Origin of the sequence: Aeromonas sp. MR19, from assembly GCF_963899305.1 — a bacterium.
GTDB lineage: Bacteria > Pseudomonadota > Gammaproteobacteria > Enterobacterales > Aeromonadaceae > Aeromonas > Aeromonas bestiarum.
Window position 1 is genome coordinate 282,519 of record NZ_CAWQWZ010000032.1, and the last position, 19,966, is coordinate 302,484.

The following is a 19,966-nucleotide window of genomic DNA, read 5'->3' on the forward strand; positions in this document are numbered from 1 at the left end:
ATTCAAGATGGGTTGGTCTTGCCTGCCCGCTGGGGTAAACTTGCCGCCCTTTTTGTTCCCCCTCATCGGCTCTGCGCCGGTGATCGCTTTTTCAACGGAGAAACCATGCGCAGCGCCGAGTTCAACCGGGACGACGTCTTGCGAAATGCCATGGAGGCATTTCGGGCCAAGGGTTACGCCAAGACCACCATGCAGGAGCTGGTGGCGGCGACCGGGTTGCATCCGGGCAGCCTCTACGCGGCGTTTGGCAACAAACGCGGCCTGCTGCTGGCGGCGGTCGATCACTATGTGCAGGAAAAAAGCGCGTTGCGCCGTGGCTTCTTTGCCGGCCAGAGCCCGCTGGCGGGGGTGCAGGCCTACCTCAGTCAGATAGTGAACGATGCCCTGTGCGGCACCTGTCTGGTGACGCGCACCCTGATGGAGCTGGCGGAGCAGGACGAAGAGCTGCACCTGCGGCTCAAGGCCATCTATGCCGAGCTGGATGCCGATCTGGCGCAGATCCTGAGTCTCGCCCAGCAGCGCGGTGAGCTGATGGCCGACCGCGACATCCCGACCCTGACCGCCTTCCTGCTCATCAACATCCAGGGTCTGGTCACCTTCGCCCAGTGCCGCCCCGACCATGCCCTGCTCGATGGGGTTGTCACCCAGCTGATGACGGCCCTGCGAGCATGATGACAGGCAGATAAACAACAGTGGCTCCCGCGGGAGCCACTGTTGTTTCTGGGGATGCTGATCACAGCTGGCTTACCTCGGACCAACCAGCTCTTTCATCAGATCCTTGAGCCATACCAATGCGGGCTGTTGCGCATGGTACGTGAGATGCCAGACGCAGCGGGCTTATCTCGGACTGACCAGCTCCTTCATCAGCCCTTTTAACCACACCAGAGCCGGTTGTTGCGCATGAACGGGGTGCCAGACGCAGTTGAGGTGATAGTCGGGCACGTCCGCTGGCAGTGGCAGGCTTTTCAGCGGCCAGTGGCTGGCGAGCAGTTCGGCCACCATGCTGGGCAGCACCAGCAGGTGGTCGCTCTGGCTGACGATGGCGGCGGCGGACATATAGCTCTGGCTGTTGACCGAGATGGTGCGACTAAAGCCCAGCGTCTTCAGATAGCGATCCAGGCTCGCCTCCGAGGTGCCGAGCGGCGAGTGGAACACATGGGGCATGGCGATAAGCTGCTCAAGCGTGATGCGCTCCTGCCATTGGGAGGGATCGCTCTCGGCCCCGGTGGTCGCCGATTTGGCGATGGGCAGATCGGCGCGCACCAGCCCGGCCAGCGGCTCGGTGAGCCAGGTCTCCTTGCCCAGATACCCAGGCACCTGCATGTACTCGTCAAAGCCCAGCACCAGATCGATTTCGCCGCTCGCCAGCTCGGCTTCGGGCAGGGTGTCGCGCAGTATGCGGATCTCTATGGTGACCCCGGGCGCCAGCGTCTTGAGGCGTTGGATAAGCGGCGGGATCAGCACGCACTCCACATAATCCGTGGTGCAGAGCACGAAGCGGCGCTTCGACTGGCTCGGCTCGAATACCTCCTCGTCGGAGAGCTGTTGCTCCAGCAGCCGCAGCGCCTGCTGTACGCCAAGATGCAGCCGCTGGGCGCGCGGGGTGGGCAGCATCCCCTGTGGGGTGCGCACCAGCAGCGGATCGCCAAAGAAGGTGCGCAACCGACCTAGGGCGTGGCTCATGGCGGGCTGGCTGATAAAGAGCGTCTCGGCGGCGCGGGTGACGCTGCCTTGCGTCATCAGGGCGTCAAAGGCGAGCAACAGATTGAGGTCGAGCTGGTGCAGTTTCATGGTGGGATCATTTGCCGTGCTTATGGGACAATCCATCCTATTCATTTGATGGATAGGTGCGCAACTTCTTACACTGCGGGCCACGCTTATTTTTTTCAGGGGGCGCCCGTCCGGCACGCTGTCGGGGCGGGGGCCCGCCCGTTTCCCCCATTACCGGCCCCGTGAGGCGTGCATCGCCATCACAGGCCCGCAAGGATATTGCGATGAGCATCAAGACGATCAACTCCACCCCAGTCGCCGACGGCTTCACCATGCCCGCCGAGTGGGCGCATCAGCAGGCCGTCTGGATGATCTGGCCGTTCCGTCCGGACAACTGGCGTGAGGCCGGTCGTTTCGCTCAACAGACTTTTGCCAAGGTGGCCGATGCCATCGGTGGCGCTACTCCGGTCTTTATGGGGGTGCCAGCCGAGTTTATGGAGCAGGCCCGCGCCATCATGCCCGCCCACGTTACCCTGGTAGAAATGGCCAGCGATGACTGCTGGGCACGCGACACAGGCCCGACCGTGGTCACCAACGCCGCAGGCGAGTGCCGTGGGGTGGACTGGGGCTTCAATGCCTGGGGCGGCCACAAGGGCGGTCTCTACTACCCCTGGGATCAGGATGAAAAAGTGGCGGCCCAGATGCTGGCCCAGCACGGCATGGATCGTTACGCTGCGCCGCTCATTCTGGAAGGGGGCTCCATCCACGTCGATGGCGAAGGCACCTGCATGACCACAGCCGAGTGCCTGCTCAACGAAAACCGCAACCCGCACCTGACCAAGGAGCAGATCGAAGCTTATCTGCGTGACTATCTGGGCGTGAAGAGCTTTATCTGGCTGGGCGAGGGCGTCTATATGGACGAGACCGACGGCCACATCGACAACATCTGCTGCTTCGTGCGTCCGGGTGAAGTGGCCCTGCACTGGACCGACGATCAAAACGATCCCCAGTACACCCGCTCCCTGGCCGCCCTCAAGGTGCTGGAAGCGGCGGTGGACGCCAAGGGTCGCAAGCTGAAAGTGTGGAAGCTGCCCCAGCCGGGCCCGCTGTTCTGCACCGAGGAGGAGTCCGCCGGTGTCGAGAGCGGTACCGGTGTGCCGCGCGAGGCCGAAGGTCGTCTGGCCGGCTCCTACGTGAACTTCCTCATCACCAACGATCGCATCGTCTACCCGCTGCTGGATGCCGCCACCGACGGTGAAGCCCAGCGCATTCTGGAAGAGATCTTCCCGGATCACACAGTGGTCGGCGTACCGGCACGCGAGATCCTGCTGGGCGGTGGCAATATCCACTGCATTACCCAGCAGATCCCCTCCGGCAAGTAAGAACCGGATGACGATCCTGCTGCGAGGCCGTGATCAAGGCTTATGTGCTGCTCGGAATCCTCATGTATTCACATACACTCCGGTTCCTGCGCTGCTCTTCACCTTGCTGACGGCCTCTCGCGACGGGTCGTAAACCGGTTCCAAGCCAGCCGAGGTTGGTATTCAAAACCCCACGCTGGTGGGGTTTTATCTCTTGATGATGTGATGGTCGCAGGCGCTGATGCGGCGACCATCATCACAAACCGTCACCCTTTACAGGAGATCCCCATGATCGAAGTGACAGAGGTTTCCATTGCCGAGCTGCGCGGTGCGCTCGAAGCAGGCCGCACTACGGCGGTCGAACTGGTCAAGGCCTATCTGGCCCGTATCGCCGCCTACAATGGCCCCGAGACACAAACCCGCCTCAATGCCCTGGTGGTCGCCAACCCCGATGCACTGAAAGAAGCTGAAGCTTCCGATGCCCGCCGTGCCCGTGGCGAGACCCTGAGCCCGCTGGACGGCATCCCCTACACCGCCAAAGACAGCTATCTGGTCAAGGGGCTGACAGCCGCCTCCGGCAGCCCGGCCTTCAAGGATCTGGTGGCCCAGCGCGATGCCTTTACCGTCGAGCGGCTGCGCGCCGCCGGTGCCATCTGCCTTGGCAAAACCAATATGCCGCCGATGGCCAATGGTGGCATGCAGCGCGGCGTCTATGGCCGCGCCGAGAGCCCCTACAACGCCGACTACCTGACTGCGCCGTTTGCCTCCGGCTCCTCCAACGGTGCCGGCACCGCCACCGCCGCCAGCTTCTCCGCTTTTGGTCTGGCGGAAGAGACCTGGTCGAGCGGCCGTGGCCCCGCCTCCAACAACGGCCTGTGTGCCTACACCCCGTCCCGTGGCGTCATCTCGGTGCGCGGCAACTGGCCGCTGACCCCGACCATGGATGTGGTGGTGCCCTACGCCCGGACCATGGCAGATCTGCTGGAAGTGCTGGATGTAGTGGTGGCTGACGATAGCGAGACCCGTGGCGATCTCTGGCGCCTGCAGCCCTGGGTCAAGATCCCCAAGGCTTCCGAGGTGCGCCCGGCCTCCTATCTTGAGCTGGCCGCAAAGTCCGATGCCCTCAAGGGCAAGCGCCTCGGCGTGCCGCGCATGTTTATCAACAAGGATGAACTGGCCGGCACCAGCGAAAACCCCGGTATCGGCGGCCCGACCGGTCAGCGCATCCATACCCGTCCGACCGTGATCGCCCTGTGGGAAGATGCACGCAAGGCGCTGGAAGCCGCAGGCGCCGAAGTTATCGAAGTAGACTTCCCGCTGGTTTCCAACTGCGAAGGGGACAGACCCGGCGCGCCGACCGTGTTCAATCGCGGCATAGTCACCCCCGAGTTCCTCAATGACGAGCTGTGGGAGCTCTCCGGCTGGGCGTTCGACGACTTCCTGCGTGCCAACGGCGATCCCAAGCTTAATAAGCTTGAGGACGTGGATGGCCCCAAGATCTTCCCCCACGATCCGGGCACCCTGCCGAACCGCGAGGGCGATCTGGCTGCCGGCATGGACGAGTACGTCAAGATGGCCAAGCGCGGCCTCAAGCGCTTTGACGAGATTGCCTCTGTGCCGGACGGCCTGTGCGGTTTGGAGCAGACCCGCAAGCTGGATCTGGAGGACTGGATGGACGAGCTCAAGCTCGACGCCGTGCTGTTCCCGACTGTCGCCGACGTGGCCCCGGCTGATGCGGACGTGAATCCGGCCTCCGCCGATATCGCCTGGAGCAACGGCATCTGGGTCGCCAACGGCAACCTCGCCATTCGCCATCTCGGCGTGCCGACCGTCACAGTCCCCATGGGGGTGATGGCCGATATCGGTATGCCGGTGGGGCTGACCTTCGCCGGTCGCGCCTATGACGACAACAAGCTGCTGCGCTTTGCCTCGGCCTTCGAGTCCACCGGCAGCAAGCGGATGGTGCCGCCACGCACGCCGCCGCTGGTTTGATTGCGGTTGGAGATTAAAATAGCGAAAAAAACCACCTGTATAATAGGTGGTTTTTTTCGTGCCGAAGGAATATGACTTTATGGTTTATAAATAGGTTGATAACCATAGAAGAATTATGATTTTGTATATTTTTCTTTACTTGTGAAAATCACATCTAGTTTATATCTTGATTAGTAGCTTTTCGACCTTGTCTGCAATTTCTTCGATGTTATCATCGAAAGCTACAAATAACTTGTCTGCTAACAATGGTAACTCTTTAAGTAATGCCTCACCATCACCAACCATAAGTGGTAGTAGTTTAGTGTCTTCGGCCCCAATTTCAGAGGAAAGAACAGCATTTAACTCCTTCATTGGCCAAGATTTTTTTACAGAGATATCAGATATCACTGCTATTACAAACTTAGATTTTTTTAAGGCAGTATTTATTTTAGAAACAAGGGAGTCACCCCAGTTAATAGCAAAGCAGTCAATAAAAACATTTATATTGCGCTTTTTTAATTCTGTATACAGTGGAATGGCGACTTTATCTTTGTCTTCACTAGCGTGACAGATGAAGATGTCATACATATCAAATACTCCCTTTAGTTTTCTAACAAAATCTGGAGGGTTATTGTCTAACTCTAGAACTTGTTTACATAGTGTTAGATAAGGAGAGTGTTCTTCACCCTTAATCATTTTTATAAAACTCAAATTCCCATAAACCGCTCTTTTATAGGTGCTTCCGTCGAGTTTTATATTTTTCATTTCAGAGTCACTTACATTATATCGAGCCTTTATAAAGCGAATTTCTGCTTCAAGTAAATTTTTCTTCCACTCGTTGATCATTGCTCTAGTTTTTCTAATGAATCTTCGATCAACATTAACCCCTTCATTTACAACTAAACCGGTTACCTCTTGTCTCTGAGATTTGTGCTGCAAGCGAGTTTTATTATGATTTATACTAAATCCAGATTCGATAATAGCCTGTTCAATAACACGACCTGCCTTATATTTATATTGTCCATCTTCTTCAAGAACTTTTTCAACCAAAATACTAGATAGTGGTTTATTGCTTGAAAATGTTAAGTCATCGGCATATCTTGTATATGTTAGATGGAATTTTTTGGCAATATTGACTAATCTTTTATCTAATGATGTCGATGCTAAATTAGAAATGACAGGGGATGTACAGGCGCCTTGAGGTAATTTACCATTATATGTACATAACTGAGCTAATACTGATGCCGCTGGTGTCGCCATATTAAATGGAGTGTTTTTAAATATGCCTTGTACTCTGCCAAAATTAATAGAGTGAAAAAAATCTTGTAAATCTATATTTAATACATAGTTTTTCTTTTTATGTTGCTCTGCATTTGAGACTATCCCTTTTCCTCCACCTACAAAGCCATGAACAGGCTTTTTAATTCGATAATGAGCCTCTATTAGTGGTTTGACCTTTTCTTGAAGGATTTTTACTGATTTACTTGGGCTGTCAATAGTCCTATTCTTTCCGGACTTCTTTTTAATAACAAATGTTTTGTAATTTTTATCTTGTGAGTAAAGAATATAAAGAAGCTGACCAACAGGAATCTCCAATAAATTTGCTACATCATTATCAGTCCTCAAGCCCACCAAGAGGTCTTTGGCTTCTTCCATATCTCTTGTCAAAAATGGAGATAGCTTAGGGTTTTGCCATCTGACACCATTTTTAGATGGAAGTCTAGATGGCTCAAATAGGTTTGTAGAAAGGAGTATTGAAGAAATTTTCATTGCAGCATCTCGGTTTAAGTGGTTTCAGCCCAATCACCTTACGCCACCACGCGGCGAATCGAATGAATCGAGGCAATCCGATAAAGATGAACCGTGGGCATGTGTTACCCGGTATTCCAAGTCCAAAGCAGTAACAACTTCAGACATTTAGGGCTGAAACCGTAATTATTATGCTCTTACATAAGAATGCTGTAAAGATGCTTTTCTGTTGTTTTTATATGAAGTTAAAATGCTCTGAAATTTAAATCAATTACTAACTATAGACTTCCTAAGAGATCTTCTGAAATGTAAGAACCTAGATTGCTATAAAATAAAAACCTTGATTAGGGATGGAAGTTGGTATTGCAAGTCAATTCTTTCATCTTACATGAACTAGTTATAGTTGTTGAGTTATCTCGCTCTTAACTCTGAGAGAGATCACATATTTCATGGGTTAGCTGCAAGAGGAGGATTATTCCACGTACATTGTGTCGGCTTCTTGCTTTATTTTTTGAAAATTTCCGCAATTTTTTGTCGCTACACCCCTATGGTTACAGCTTCGAAAAGCACCGCGTATTCGGACGATTGTGAAAAATAGGTCGCCGAGAAACCGCAGGTACCCAGAGTTTCCTGCCAGTCTTGCCATGACTCGATGTGTGGCGGTAAACGGACGATTACGCTGCGCTAATCGTCCCTACATCATTGGGTTTATTGTGTTACCTCCCCCTCATCCCCAACCCTTCTCCCGCAAGGGGAGAAGGGAGCAAATTCGCTCTGCTGATTGTGTGTTGGCTCTGTGGTGCGGGTGAATATGAGTGGCTTGGAATTGGCATGAACCATCCCCTCTCCCTCGGGAGAGGGTTAGGGTGAGGGGTCGCTATCTGTGTTGTAGGTTCGAATAGCGAAGCGTATTCGGACGTTCGCGAACAGGAGGTTGCAGCCGATTTTTCCGGACTTCCCCAGACTTCACCTTCTCTTCACAGAACCCCATTTTCCCTTCACAAATCCCCCGTATTTTCTGCCCACTGCTAAAAAGGCCCGGCTTGCCACAGGGGTGGCGAGGGGCCGGTCGTATCGAGGGAGCAAGATGATGAAAGGTTGGATAAAGTGCGGGCTGGCCGGGGCCCTGGTGTTGATGGCGAGTTTCTGGGGCGGCAGCGTGCATGCGGCGGCTATCTCCCTCACTCAGGTGAGCGGCCCCGTCTATGTGGTGGAGGACAACTACTACGTCAAAGAGAACTCCATGGTCTATTTCGGGGCCAAGGGGGTGACGGTAGTGGGGGCGACCTGGACGCCGGATACCGCCCGCGAGCTGCACAAGCTGATCAAGCGGGTCAGCAGCAAGCCCGTGCTGGAGGTGATCAACACCAACTATCACACCGACAGGGCGGGGGGTAACGCCTACTGGAAGTCCATCGGCGCCAGGGTGGTATCGACCCGCCAGACCCGGGATCTGATGAAGAGCGACTGGGCCGAAATTGTCGCCTTTACCCGCAAGGGGCTGCCTGAGTACCCGGACTTGCCACTGGTGCTGCCAAACGAAGTGCACGATGGCGACTTCACCCTGCAAGAGGGTAAGGTGCGCGCCTTCTACGCGGGCCCGGCCCACACCCCGGATGGCATCTTTGTCTACTTCCCTGAGGAGCAGGTGCTCTATGGCAACTGCATCCTCAAGGAGAAGCTGGGCAACCTGAGCTTTGCCGATGTGAAGGCCTATCCGCAGACGCTGGCGCGGCTCAAGGCGATGAAGCTGCCGATCAAGATTGTGGTAGGCGGCCATGACTCGCCGCTGCACGGCCCCGAGCTGATTGATCACTACGAGACGCTGATCAAGGCCGCGCCGCAGGTATAGAGAACCAGGCCGCAGGGGTAACAAGAGGTGTCGCCCCCTTGAAAGGTGCTGGCCAGAGAAAACGCCCGAACGGGCGTTTTCCTGTTTTCAGCGCACCGGATTTCCTGTGGCCGATCTCCGAGTCTTGCCGATCGGCAGCCGGCCCCCGGCATTAAGGCTGTTCAAGCCGGGTGCGCTTTCATAAGATGGATTCCTCTCTGGCCAGCCATTAACAAGCAATTGATATGCAATATAAATCCCTCGAGCGGCTGAAGCAGGCCTTTATCACCGGCATGTGGGCGTCGCTTGCCAGCATCATCATCGGCTTCGCCTTCAAGGTGTGGCTGGCGCAGTGGGTGGCCAAGGGGGATCTGGCGCTGTTCAACAGCGTGGTGGATTTGATCTCTTTGTCGCTGATCCTGATGACCGGCTTTCGCTCCTCCATGGTGGTGAGCTACTCCCAGACCAAAAACGACAGAGACATCATCAATATCTTCCGCTACTTCCTGGCAGGCATGGTGCTGCTCACCTGGGGGCTGGTGATCCCCTATATCAAGCACGGGCTCCATATCCGGGTGGAGTACCTGCAACTGGTGGGGGTCATCTTCGGGCTGGGGCTCAAGGTCTATTTCACCAATCTGGTGGCCATGTACCGCATGTACGATATCTCCAACAGGGTCACCTGGCTGGAGCCGCTCGCCAATGCCCTGCTGTTTATGGCCTGCTACTTCGGGCTGGGGATGGATGCGCTCTCGTCGCTCTTCTACGGGCTGACCTCCTCTTCGCTGGTCATCGCCGGTTATATGTATCGCTATCGGCGCAGGGCCATCGCTACCCGGCCGCTGGCCAAAGTCGAGCTCGGCCCCGAGATGCGCAGCTATGTGAAGAAGAGCTTTACCGCCTCGCTGGAGGCAGGGGCCAGTATCCTGATGATCTACATCACGGTACTGCTCACCATACGCCACTTCAGCATCGACGAGCTGGGGGATTTCCAGGTGGTGGTGCGACCCATCTTCACCTATATGACGCTGCTGTTTGTCTTCCCCATCTACCGCTTCGTGCTGCCCGAGCTGGCGGTCAATCTGCGCAACAGCGATCACCGGCAGATCAGGATGATCCGCCGCTGGATCTTCCGCCTCTCGGCCATCGTCAGCCTGGTGTTCTTTGTGCTGATGCTGCTGGCGGGCAAGCCGCTGGTGTTGCTGTTGTTCCCCGTCGACTATGTGGGGGCCGTGCCCGTGTTGTTCCACTTCTCCATCTTCTTCATCTTCATGATGCTCAACGGCTACCAGCTCGCCTATATCAAGGCCCACGGCCATTTCACCCAGAGCCTGCTGATCCGCCTGGTCGGCATAGTGGCGCTGGTGGCGGCCTACTATCTGGTGGCCGAGTTCACCAGCAACGTGGTGGCCATTATAGTGGCGCTGGGGCTGGGCTATATGGTGATGTTTATCCTATCCACCCTGGCGGAGCACAGGATCCTGAAATCCCTGCCACTGGTGCTGGCGACCCGCTAGGTGTTAAGTCACCAAGCGTGGCGCTGGCCCCTGTCGGATAACAAAAAACGCCCATGCGGGCGTTTTTTGTTGGCGGCGTTGAGGCGGCTTAACGCTTGCCCTTGCCGCTCTTGTTGTTACCGCCGAGGGCCTGTTTTCTGGCTCGCTGCTTCTGGGCCGCCTTGCCGTTGCGGCGCGGTTCGGGTTCGAAGCGGGTGAGGTCGGGCTCAAAGCCCGGGAACCATTGCTGGGGCAAGCGGGTGTCGAGCACGGCTTCCACCTTTTCCAGCAGAGGCGCATCTTCCGGGCTGAACAGGGTGATGGCGAGCCCCTTGTTGCCCGCGCGGCCGGTGCGACCGATGCGGTGGACGTAATCCTCTGCGACAAAGGGGAACTCGAGGTTGATCACGTAGTTGAGATCGCTGATATCGAGGCCGCGGGCGGCCACGTCGGTGGCGACCAGCGCCTGCAGGGTGCCGGCACGAAACTCCAGCAGCACCTTCTCCCGCGCCCCTTGCGACAGATCGCCGTGGAAGGCCAGCGCATTGATGCCGGCCTTGCCGAGCTGCTGGGCCAGCTTGTCGGCCCCCTGCCGGGTGCGGCTGAAGATAAGCACAGGCGCCCAGCCCTTCACCTTGATCAGGTGCTCCAGCAACGCCAGCTTGCGCTCGCCATCCACCGCATAGACCCGCTGCTCCACCTCGGCCGCAGTGGTGTTGCGCGGTGCCACCTCGATCAGTTCGGGGTCGCGCAGCAGCACACGGCTCAAGGCAAACAGGTTGTCATCGCAGGTGGCGGAGAAGAGCAGGGTCTGGCGATCCGTCGGTATCTGTTTGAGCAGCGCCTTGATCTCGTCCATAAAGCCCATGTCGAGCATGCGATCCGCCTCGTCAAACACCAGATGGCTGAGGTGTTCAAGGCTCAAGGCCCCCTGGCGCAGATGGTCGAGCAGTCGGCCCGGGGTGGCGATCAGCAGATCCACCCCGGCTTTCAGTGCCTCCACCTGCGCGGCTATGCTGACCCCGCCGTAGACCAGGGTGCTGGTGAGACCCGTACCTTGCCCGTAGCGCGCGACGCTCTCGTGTACCTGTACCGCCAGCTCGCGGGTCGGCACCAGCACCAGGGCGCGGATCGGGCGGGATGCATCACCTGTCGGTGTTTGCATCAGTTGCTCCAGCAGCGGCAGCACGAAGGCGGCTGTCTTGCCTGTGCCTGTCTGGGCGCCTGCCATCAGATCCCGACCCGCCAGAATGACGGGGATGGCGCTGGCCTGGATCGGGGTGGGCGCGGCATAGCCGAGTTCGGTCAGGGTCTGCTGCAGACGGGGGGAGAGGGCCAGTTCGGCAAAGGAGGCAATGGACATAGGGGCACCAGTGTGGGGTTATCGCGGCCAGGGCCACGACAGAAACAATCGTAGTGGCCGGCATGGTAACAGAAGCGGGGGCATGGGCAGAAGGCGGGCGAGGGGAGTGGGCCTCTATCCCGCGCTTCGCTCTGCTGGTCGGGCTCGGGAGCAGCGCCCTGTGGCGGTCAGCGGCAGTGAAACACCTCTTCCAGTGCATCCACCACGGCGCGTACCCGGCTGGCTTTCTGCAGGTCGGGGTGGAGCACCAGCCAGATGTCGACCGGATCGCTGAGGGCGGGCAGCACGCGCACCAGCTCAGTTTCTTTGTCTGCCAGAAAGGTGGAGAGCAGGGCTATTCCCAGCCCCTGGCGGGCCGCCGCCAGCAACAGCAGCTGGGCATTGCACTGCAGCACCACGTTCGGTTCGTGCAGCGGCTCCCCGCACAGGCTGTGCCAGTGGCGGGAGACCAGCTCCTTGGCAAACAGCAGCAGGGCGTGCTGACTCAGGCCGTGGCCGCTCTTGGGCGTGCCGTGGCGAGCCAGATAGTCGCGAGAGGCGTAGAGCCCCATCTCTATGGTGGTGAGCCGCTTGATCACCAGCTCGTCGTTGTCGGGACGCAGCCCCCGGATGGCGAGATCGGCCTCCCGGTAGGCGATGTCGCTGACGCTGACCGCCGTCTGCAGGCTGAGGCGGATACCTGGGTGGCGCTCGCGCAGCAGGGTGAGGGCGGGCAGCACGAAGGCCTGGGCCAGGGTGTCCGTGGTGGCGATGCGCACCTCGCCGCACAGGCTCTGATCCCCGGCGCTTGCCTTGCGCTCTATGGCCTTGATGGCCTGTTCCATGGCGCTGGCATCCGCCAGCATGGTCTCGCCTAGGGGGCTCAGATCATAGAGTTTGGGGGTACGGATAAAGAGCTTGGAGCCCAGATTCTGCTCCAGTGCCGTGATGCGGCGCCCGACGGTGGCCTGATCGACCCCCAGCACCCCGGCCGCGCCACGCAGTGTGCCCTGTCTTGCCAATGCGAGAAAAAAACGTGCGTCATCCCAGTTGATCATCGAGCCTCCCACTCAAAGTGCCCCCTCGGGGCGAGCCCATTAGAAGCCAGCGCAGGCGGGATCACAAGGCGAGCGTGGCCTTGTTGGCATGCAAATAGATGTCATCGGCATGCATTATTGAAGCAGCATGATGCATTGGTGCCGCTGTCGGGAGGGATGGACGGGCGCTATCATGGCCGACTCTCGTCAGCGGGGCTCGGCCTCGCGTTCATCGGAGTTGTGCATGTCATCATCCCTGTCCACCGCCCGGCCCTGCGAGGCGCAGGCTTCCCATGGCGCCATCTTGCTGTTTCTTCCGCTGGCCCTGATGTCGGCGTTGCTCAACAGCAGCGTGCCCACCCCCCTCTATCCCCACTACCAGCAGGCACTGGCGCTGAGCGATGTCAGCCTCACCCTGATCTATGGCGGCTACGCGGCCGGGGTGCTCATCTCTCTGTTCGGGGTGGGCAATCTGGCGGGCCGGGTGGCGGACTTGCGCGCCATGATATTGCCGGCGCTGCTGGCGGTCGCGGGGGGCGCCCTGCTCTTTTCCCTGGCCGATTCGTTCTGGTCGCTATTGCTGGCGAGGGTGCTGGCCGGGATTGGCACGGGTGCCCTGACCGGCGCCGCCAATGTGGCGTTGCTGCGTTTCGGCCCCCGCGACGGCGGCAAGCGGGCAGCCCTCAGTGCGACCCTCTCCTTCACCGCCGGACTGGCGCTCGGCCCGGTATTCAGCGGGCTGGCGTTGCAGCTGGACTTCTATCCGACTCAGCTGCCCTTTCTGCTCATCATGGGGCTGGCGGCCTGCGCCATGACAGGTGTTGTGCTGAGCTGGCCCGCCAGCGCGCAAGGGGCGCCGGCCGCGGCGCACGGGCAGGGCAAGGGATCTCTGGGGGAGGGGCTCAAGGCCACTGGCGTTGCATTCTTTCTTTGCGCGGCGGCCCTGTTTACCGCCTGGGCGGTGGCGGCCAGCCTGCTGGCAATCGGCCCCAAGGTGGTGAGCCAGTTGCTGGGGCTGCGGGATCTCGGCCTGTTCGGCTATCTGATCGCGGCTTATATGGTGCTCTCCGGCCTGTGCCAGCTCTGGGCCCGCCGCCTCGATGCCCGCCATACCCTGCAGAGCGGTTGCCTGGCGCTGGCACTCTGCGTGCTGCTGTTTACCGGCGCCGTGCACGTCCAGTCGCTCTGGTTGGCGGGGCTTGGGCTGCTGGTGGCCGGTTATGCCCAGGGCGCCGTGTTTGTCGGCAGTGCGACCCTGGTCAACCGCATCTCCCCCGGCGCCAGCCACGCCCGGCTGGTGTCGCTCTTCTATGTGATCGCCTATGTGGCGAACTGGGTGCCTGTGCTGCTGGGCTGGGTGAGTGACAGTGTTGGCCTGCGGGCGGCGGTGGATCTGCTCGCCGTCGGCAGCGTGTTGATCAGCCTTGGGCTGGCCTGGGGGGTATGGCGCAGTCGCTTCGAGCGGGCTTCGACTTGACCAGCTTACCCATCAATCCGCCAGCAACACGCGTTTGGCGTCCAGATGGTGCATCCATTCCCGCAGGATCAGCAGCACGGCGGCAAAGCGTCGCCCCTTGGGCAGATGGGCCGCCGCCAGCGGATCCCCTTCCACCATGGCGGCAAACTGGCCGAACAGCTGCTCTATGCTCTCCCGGCTCAGCTCATGGCTGCCGAGCTCGCCAGCCAGCGGGAGCGGGCTGTGCAGCGTCACCAGCTCGTGGGCCGGAATGCGGGCCGCGAGCGGCATCAGCACATCCTCCACCACCATGATGGCTTGCTCCAGTTCGAGTGCACTCGGCGGATCCTGGCGAAACGGGGCCGGTGTCATGGCCTCGAGACCAAATGCCAGCTTGTAGGTGATGGTGATGCCGTCTGCCTGGGTGATCTGCACCTTGCTGGTCTGCTCCCCCAGCTTCAGCATGATGGCGGGGTGACTGCTTGTCATGGGATCTCCTTGCCGTGTTGATGACCAGACCTATCCATACACCCGCCCATGCTCGCTGGCGAGGGCTTTCAGCTCCCCCATCCGGGTGATACGGCTTGCAAACTTGGTTATTGATGGCATTCTGGATGTCTAAATGGCTATTTTCATCTCTACGCTTCAGGAGTTCTGATATGGATATTCGCACCGCTCCCCGCGCTCTCGCGCTCGCCCTCCTGCTGACCAGCAGTCTCGCCTGTGCCAATGAGGCCCTGGTGATCCAGACCGATTTTGGTCTCAAGGATGGCGCCGTGTCGGCCATGAAGGGGGTCGCCTTCGGGGTGGATCGCACCCTGCCGCTCTATGATCTGACCCACGAGATCCCGGCCTACAACATCTGGGAAGCCTCCTACCGCCTCTATCAGACCATCAACTACTGGCCCAAGGGCACAGTCTTTGTCAGCGTGGTGGATCCGGGCGTGGGCACGGCGCGCCACTCAGTGGTGCTCAAGACCAGAAGCGGTCACTACATAGTCTCGCCGGATAACGGTACCCTGACCCTGGTGGCCGAGCACTTCGGCATCGAGGCGGTGCGCCAGATCGACGAGAAGCGCAATCGCCTCAAGGGCTCCGAGAAGTCCTACACCTTCCACGGCCGCGACGTTTACGCCTACACCGGCGCCCGGTTGGCCTCCGGTGCCATCAGCTATGAGCAGGTGGGCCCGCTGCTGCCGGCCGAGGTGGTGAAGATCCCTTATCAGCCGGCAGTGGCCGAGCAAGACGACACCGTCAAGGGCACAATCCCGATCCTGGATGTGCAGTACGGCAACGTCTGGACCAACATAGACGAGACACTGCTCACCAAGGCGGGCGTCAACAAGGGGGATCAGGCCTGCCTCAAGATCAGCGAAGGGGACGTGCTCAAGTACGAGGGCAAGGCCCCCTACGTCAGCAGCTTCGGCGATGTGCCACAAGGCCAGCCGCTGGTCTACCTCAACAGCCTGCTGCAGGTCTCGGTGGCGCTGAACATGGACAGCTTCGCCGCCAAACATCAGGTGCAGTCCGGTGCCAACTGGCACATCAGCCTGAAGAAGTGCTCATGATCATCAGCTGACACCACTCACAGCGGGCGCCACGGCGCCCGTTTTGTTGCTGCTTACCGCAGGGCGGCGGGGGGAGGCACTTCTATATAGCGCCCGTCCAGCTCCCGCTGGTAGTAGTGGCCTGCTCTGACGTAGTAGCGACGGCCATCCAGATCCAGCGGGGTGAGGCTCGTGTCCGTCTGCACCTCGATCACCTGGGTTGGCGGCGTGACCACCACATAGTGACTCTCCTGCTGCTGGTAATAGATGTCGCCGAGCACATAGTAGGTGAGCCCGGCCAGCAAGACTGTCTCCACCCCGCCGGGCAACAGATCGATGCGATGGCCCGGCGCGGGGCGGACCAGGGGCCTGCATAGTGGCCATGGCGGGTCGCGGGAGGCGACATCTCCCGTCCCGGCGGGCCGCCAGCTCCACCCCCGCCAGCGCTCGCGGGGAGGGTGATGAGCAGCGCCAGTGCCCAGGGCCAGGAGCTATCCCTGTTCATCCTATTGGCCCTTGAGCGGGGCTGTGGCGGACTGGAGCCTGATTGGCTGGGGTGGCAGCTCCCGCACGCTGACCATCACCTCGTAACTTTTGTTGGCCTCGGCGGCGGGGATGTTCTTGAACAGCTCCTGGGCCGTGGCCCGGGGATCCTTGCTCTGCTTGCTGGCCTGATAGAGAACCGAGGGGGGCACCGGCATCTGAGCGCCGGGGTGGCCTGGCATGGGGGGCGGCATATCGCTGGCGTGCACAGACAGGCTGCAGAGCAGCAGGGGCAACAGGAGGGCTTTGCATGACATGGGATGGCTCCGTCCGGGTGAATATGGCCCATCAAACGCCAGCCTGGCTCTGCGCTCAATCGCTTTTACACCCTCTTTTCATCCCCTTTACAGTTGTGACAACGGGCGCCTGGGCGCCCGTTGTGTGTCATGGGAGGAGGTCGGCCTCAAAACTCGTTGGAGAGCGCCTTGTAACCCTTGACCAGATCTATGTTGGTGTGGGCCACGTCCTCGGAGAACTCGGTGGCATCCACTGTGACCCTGGGGATCTCGGCCAGATCGCTCTGCTGGTTGATGCGAGTGGTGGAGGGCACATAGAAACCGGGCGGCAGATCGCAGCCATCCACCACAGAGTTGTGGCGCACCACCGAACCTTCACCTATGTGGCAGTTGAACAGCACGCTGTTGAAGCCGATGAAGACCCGGTTCCCCACTTCGCAGGGCCCGTGCACTATGCTGCGGTGGGCGATGGAGGTGTACTCGCCTATGGTGACGGCGGCGCCGGACTTGGAGTGGATCACCACCCCGTCCTGAATGTTGGAGTTGGCGCCTATGATGATGGGCTCCATGTCGCCACTGGCATCCACCTCGTCGGCGCGGATCACCGCATAGGGGCCGACAAACACATTTTCCTTGATGATCACCTTGCCACAGATGATGGCAGTCTTGTCGATATAGGCTGATTCGTCGATGACCGGCAGGTGGCCGGAAGGATTCTTGCGGATCATGTTACATCCTGTTGAAGATGAAATCGGGACGGGGAAAAAGGCGAGGCCACTGGCCTGCCGGTGGGTCAGCTTACGCCTGTGGGCCGGGAGGGGGAACCCCTGACTGGTCTGACCCCTGGGGCCGTGCGTTCATCTTGTCGGGGTGTTCCCGACGCGCAAATTATGGGAGCATGATTTCTGCCGAACGGGCCGTGTGGCCCGCCTGGTACTCTTTTGATATAAGGCTGGATACCCAAGATGAAGAAGATTGTTGTGCTGCTCGGCACCCTGCTGCTCTCCCCCTTGTTCTCTTCTGCCGTGCAGGCCAAGGGGGAGGCGGGCGAGTTTGACTATTACGCCCTGGCGCTCTCCTGGTCGCCGGAGCATTGCGCCGTCAAGCCGGCCGATCGGGACCAATGTTCCCGCCAGCTGGGATTCGTGCTGCACGGCCTCTGGCCCCAGTACCAGCGCGGCTACCCGAGCAGATGCTCCCGCGAGCGGCTGGATCCTGCCATGGAGCAGCAGTTTGCCGGGCTCTATCCCAGCCGTTTTCTCTATCGCCATGAGTGGGAGAAGCACGGCACCTGCTCCGGCCTCGACCAGCCGCAGTTTCATCAGCTGGCCAGCGACCTGCGTCAGAAGGTGAAGATCCCGGCCGCGTACCAGTCGCCTGCCGAGCCCCTGCGCAAGAGCCGTTTCCAGCTCAAGGCGGATCTGGCCAGTGCCAACGACTGGCTGGCGCCAGACAACATCACGGTCGCCTGCGCCGACGGGGGCCGCTTCCTGCGGGAAGTCTACATCTGCATCAACAAGGAAGGGACGGATGCCGTCACCTGCTCCGACGAGATGCAAAAGCGTGAACTGCGCTCCTGCGGTCAGCCGGACTTCCTGCTGCGCAGCGTGCGCTGACCCCTCCTTATCTTCATCGGGCCCCTTGCGGGCCCGATGTGCACATACCGCCATCGGAAAGGAGTCTGGCAATGACCGACATGAAACAGTTCTCGGCGCGAGAGCGAAGCCTGCTGCTCGGGGTGAAGGGGGTGGGCCCCACCGTCATCGGCCGGCTCGAACAACTGGGTTATCACACTCTGAGCGAGCTGGCCGGGGCGGACACTAGCCACATAGTCCAGCTGGTGGCCAGCATGCTGGGCTCAACCTGCTGGCAGAACAGCCCGCAGGCCCGTGGCGCCATCGATGGTGCCATAGGGTTGGCACGCAGCCAGGTTGCAGTCGACGCCGTTTCGGACTGTGAGCAGGGAACATAGCCATGAGCCTGTTCGCCGAACTGGGGATGCGTTATCCCATCATTCAGGCCCCCATGGCGGGTGTGCAGGACAGCGGGCTGGCGTTGGCCGTCACGGGGGCCGGTTGTCTGGGTTCCCTGCCGGCGGCCATGCTCAGCCCGACCGGGCTGCGAAGCGAGCTTGGCCGACTTGCCGCCTGCGGTCTGGGACCGTTCAACATCAACTTCTTTTGCCATCGGCAAACCGAGCCGGATCCGATCGCCCTCGCAGGTTGGTGGCAGACCCTGGCACCTTACTACGCCGAGTTCGGGGTGAATGCCGAGGCGACTGTGACGGTGCCCGGTCGCGCCCCGTTCAACGCCGAGCATGCCTCCATCCTGGCCGAGTTCAACCCCGCCGTGGTCAGCTTCCATTTCGGCCTGCCCGAGCCGAGCCTGCTGGCCCAGGTGAAAACCACTGGGGCAAAAGTCTTTGCCAGTGCGACCACGGTCGCAGAAGCGCAGTGGCTGGCCCGTCATGGCGCCGATGCCATCATAGCTCAGGGGCTGGAGGCGGGCGGCCATCGCGGCCACTTCCTCGATGAGGATCTCGCCTTGCAGCAAGGCACCTTTACCTTGCTGCCACAGATAGTGGCCGCTGTGGACCTGCCCGTCATAGCCGCCGGTGGCATAGTCGATGGCAAGGGGATCCGGGCCGCCCTGGCGTTGGGGGCCAGCGCGGTGCAGATGGGAACCGCCTTCCTTTGCTGTCATGAGGCGACCACCTCTGCTCTGCATCGCGCGGCTCTTCATTCGGCCCAGAGCCAGCATACGGCCCTGACCAATGTGTTCAGTGGCCGCCCGGCAAGGGGGATAGTCAATCGGTTGATGCGGGAGCTGGGCTCACTCTCGGATCTGGCACCTGACTTCCCCCATGCCAGCAGCGTGTTGGCTCCATTGCGTGCGGCAGCCGAAAAGGTGGGTGAGAGTGGCTTCTCGCCACTGTGGGCGGGCCAGAATGTCTCCGGCTGCATGGACCTGCCAGCCGCCGAGCTGATCGCCGCATGGGTGAAAGAAGCGGGCTTGATGTGATCGCTTCTTTATATAGGTAGATGAGCGGGAGGGTCGCCATGCGAGGAGTGGCTCTTCTACAGGCTATGCGGGTAACTCAATGAGGCCAAACGGGCCGTTTTACGGCGTTTCTGTGGATAAGTTTGTACAAAAGCTGTGGTTGGTTATGAATAACTAAATAAGTGCCGATTTTTGCAGTTTTATTGCATTGCAGCCCTTGCCAACTCGATCAATCTCTCTATAATGCGCCACATCGACAGGGCAAGCGGCAACGCAGTAAAGCCAGTCGGTGCCTCGAAAAGCCTTTGAAAATAAGGCTTGACTCGAGAAGGCGGTTGAGTAGAATTCCACTCCCGCAGCAACACACTGTTGCGTCGCTCTTTAACAATTTGAATCAAGCAATCTGTGTGGGCACTCACAGCATCGAACATCAAACAATTTTGTTGATTTTCAATGTCTGGTGAAGTGACCAAAACGACTTGTTAGCAATAACAAGCCGAACAGTTTATTTCAGCAATTCATTGAGCCGCTGAAGTTCGTTACCTCGGTATCGAATGAACGCAAACCAAACTTAAATTGAAGAGTTTGATCATGGCTCAGATTGAACGCTGGCGGCAGGCCTAACACATGCAAGTCGAGCGGCAGCGGGAAAGTAGCTTGCTACTTTTGCCGGCGAGCGGCGGACGG

At 59.3% G+C, this 19,966-nt stretch carries 18 protein-coding genes and 1 rRNA gene; 11 read left to right on the forward strand and 8 right to left on the reverse strand.

Going from position 1 to position 19,966, the window contains the following annotated elements; all coding sequences use genetic code 11:
• Positions 1 to 105: 105 nt before the first annotated feature.
• Complete coding sequence (locus tag AACQ95_RS15780; protein ID WP_042869217.1) at positions 106 to 672, forward strand: TetR/AcrR family transcriptional regulator; 567 nt, start codon at positions 106 to 108, stop codon at positions 670 to 672.
• A 165-nt stretch (positions 673 to 837) separates the two neighbouring features.
• On the opposite strand, the gene AACQ95_RS15785 is transcribed toward AACQ95_RS15780, so the two are convergent.
• Complete coding sequence (locus AACQ95_RS15785) at positions 838 to 1,791, reverse strand: LysR family transcriptional regulator (protein ID WP_241279005.1); 954 nt, start codon at positions 1,789 to 1,791, stop codon at positions 838 to 840.
• A 203-nt stretch (positions 1,792 to 1,994) separates the two neighbouring features.
• Between AACQ95_RS15785 and aguA the strand changes: the two genes are divergently transcribed.
• Both aguA and AACQ95_RS15795 read left to right on the forward strand, forming a co-directional pair.
• On the forward strand, positions 1,995 to 3,092 hold the full coding sequence (gene aguA / locus AACQ95_RS15790; RefSeq protein WP_241279006.1) for an agmatine deiminase: 1,098 nt from the start codon (positions 1,995 to 1,997) through the stop codon (positions 3,090 to 3,092).
• Between the two features lie 267 nt (positions 3,093 to 3,359).
• Entirely contained in the window at positions 3,360 to 5,063 is a 1,704-nt protein-coding gene (locus AACQ95_RS15795; protein ID WP_241279007.1) for an amidase, read from the forward strand.
• A 159-nt stretch (positions 5,064 to 5,222) separates the two neighbouring features.
• On the opposite strand, the gene AACQ95_RS15800 is transcribed toward AACQ95_RS15795, so the two are convergent.
• Positions 5,223 to 6,812, reverse strand: coding sequence for a TIR domain-containing anti-phage reverse transcriptase (locus AACQ95_RS15800; protein ID WP_080741076.1), 1,590 nt, complete (start codon positions 6,810 to 6,812; stop codon positions 5,223 to 5,225).
• 1,066 nt (positions 6,813 to 7,878) lie between these two features.
• Here AACQ95_RS15800 and cphA point away from each other — a divergent pair.
• Positions 7,879 to 8,643: a CphA family subclass B2 metallo-beta-lactamase gene (gene cphA / locus AACQ95_RS15805; RefSeq protein ID WP_080741077.1), complete on the forward strand. Its 765-nt coding sequence runs from the start codon at positions 7,879 to 7,881 to the stop codon at positions 8,641 to 8,643.
• A gap of 224 nt (positions 8,644 to 8,867) precedes the next feature.
• Complete coding sequence (locus tag AACQ95_RS15810) at positions 8,868 to 10,139, forward strand: membrane protein (protein WP_043135521.1); 1,272 nt, start codon at positions 8,868 to 8,870, stop codon at positions 10,137 to 10,139.
• Between the two features lie 88 nt (positions 10,140 to 10,227).
• Here AACQ95_RS15810 and AACQ95_RS15815 read toward each other — a convergent pair whose 3' ends face one another.
• Positions 10,228 to 11,481, reverse strand: coding sequence for a DEAD/DEAH box helicase (locus AACQ95_RS15815; RefSeq protein WP_043135523.1), 1,254 nt, complete (start codon positions 11,479 to 11,481; stop codon positions 10,228 to 10,230).
• 167 nt (positions 11,482 to 11,648) lie between these two features.
• Positions 11,649 to 12,518, reverse strand: a complete 870-nt coding sequence (locus AACQ95_RS15820; RefSeq protein ID WP_043135524.1) for a LysR family transcriptional regulator — start codon at positions 12,516 to 12,518, stop codon at positions 11,649 to 11,651.
• A 223-nt stretch (positions 12,519 to 12,741) separates the two neighbouring features.
• Between AACQ95_RS15820 and AACQ95_RS15825 the strand changes: the two genes are divergently transcribed.
• Positions 12,742 to 13,974: an MFS transporter gene (locus tag AACQ95_RS15825; protein WP_241279008.1), complete on the forward strand. Its 1,233-nt coding sequence runs from the start codon at positions 12,742 to 12,744 to the stop codon at positions 13,972 to 13,974.
• Positions 13,975 to 13,986: 12 nt separating this feature from the next.
• Here the strand turns inward: AACQ95_RS15825 and AACQ95_RS15830 are convergent, their stop codons facing one another.
• Complete coding sequence (locus tag AACQ95_RS15830) at positions 13,987 to 14,442, reverse strand: hypothetical protein (protein ID WP_103471561.1); 456 nt, start codon at positions 14,440 to 14,442, stop codon at positions 13,987 to 13,989.
• A 170-nt stretch (positions 14,443 to 14,612) separates the two neighbouring features.
• Between AACQ95_RS15830 and AACQ95_RS15835 the strand changes: the two genes are divergently transcribed.
• The gene (locus AACQ95_RS15835; protein ID WP_098980735.1) at positions 14,613 to 15,521 is read left to right on the forward strand and encodes an SAM hydrolase/SAM-dependent halogenase family protein; all 909 of its coding nucleotides are present in this window, start codon (positions 14,613 to 14,615) and stop codon (positions 15,519 to 15,521) included.
• Between the two features lie 53 nt (positions 15,522 to 15,574).
• Here the strand turns inward: AACQ95_RS15835 and AACQ95_RS15840 are convergent, their stop codons facing one another.
• From AACQ95_RS15840 to AACQ95_RS15850, 3 genes are all read right to left on the reverse strand, one after another.
• Positions 15,575 to 15,805 (reverse strand): DUF6515 family protein, encoded by a 231-nt coding sequence (locus tag AACQ95_RS15840; protein ID WP_241279009.1) that lies wholly within the window; start codon positions 15,803 to 15,805, stop codon positions 15,575 to 15,577.
• A 201-nt stretch (positions 15,806 to 16,006) separates the two neighbouring features.
• On the reverse strand, positions 16,007 to 16,300 hold the full coding sequence (locus AACQ95_RS15845) for a hypothetical protein (protein ID WP_241279010.1): 294 nt from the start codon (positions 16,298 to 16,300) through the stop codon (positions 16,007 to 16,009).
• A gap of 146 nt (positions 16,301 to 16,446) precedes the next feature.
• Positions 16,447 to 17,007 (reverse strand): gamma carbonic anhydrase family protein, encoded by a 561-nt coding sequence (locus AACQ95_RS15850; protein ID WP_042869323.1) that lies wholly within the window; start codon positions 17,005 to 17,007, stop codon positions 16,447 to 16,449.
• Positions 17,008 to 17,244: 237 nt separating this feature from the next.
• Here AACQ95_RS15850 and AACQ95_RS15855 point away from each other — a divergent pair, with 237 nt between their 5' ends.
• The 4 genes from AACQ95_RS15855 to AACQ95_RS15870 all read left to right on the forward strand — a co-directional run.
• Positions 17,245 to 17,895, forward strand: a complete 651-nt coding sequence (locus AACQ95_RS15855) for a ribonuclease T2 family protein (protein WP_241279011.1) — start codon at positions 17,245 to 17,247, stop codon at positions 17,893 to 17,895.
• Between the two features lie 71 nt (positions 17,896 to 17,966).
• A complete protein-coding gene (locus AACQ95_RS15860) occupies positions 17,967 to 18,251 on the forward strand; it encodes a helix-hairpin-helix domain-containing protein (RefSeq protein ID WP_241279012.1) in 285 nt (94 codons plus the stop codon).
• 2 nt (positions 18,252 to 18,253) lie between these two features.
• Positions 18,254 to 19,300: an NAD(P)H-dependent flavin oxidoreductase gene (locus tag AACQ95_RS15865; protein ID WP_241279013.1), complete on the forward strand. Its 1,047-nt coding sequence runs from the start codon at positions 18,254 to 18,256 to the stop codon at positions 19,298 to 19,300.
• Positions 19,301 to 19,852: 552 nt separating this feature from the next.
• A 16S ribosomal RNA gene (locus tag AACQ95_RS15870) occupies positions 19,853 to 19,966 on the forward strand; the annotation flags it as partial.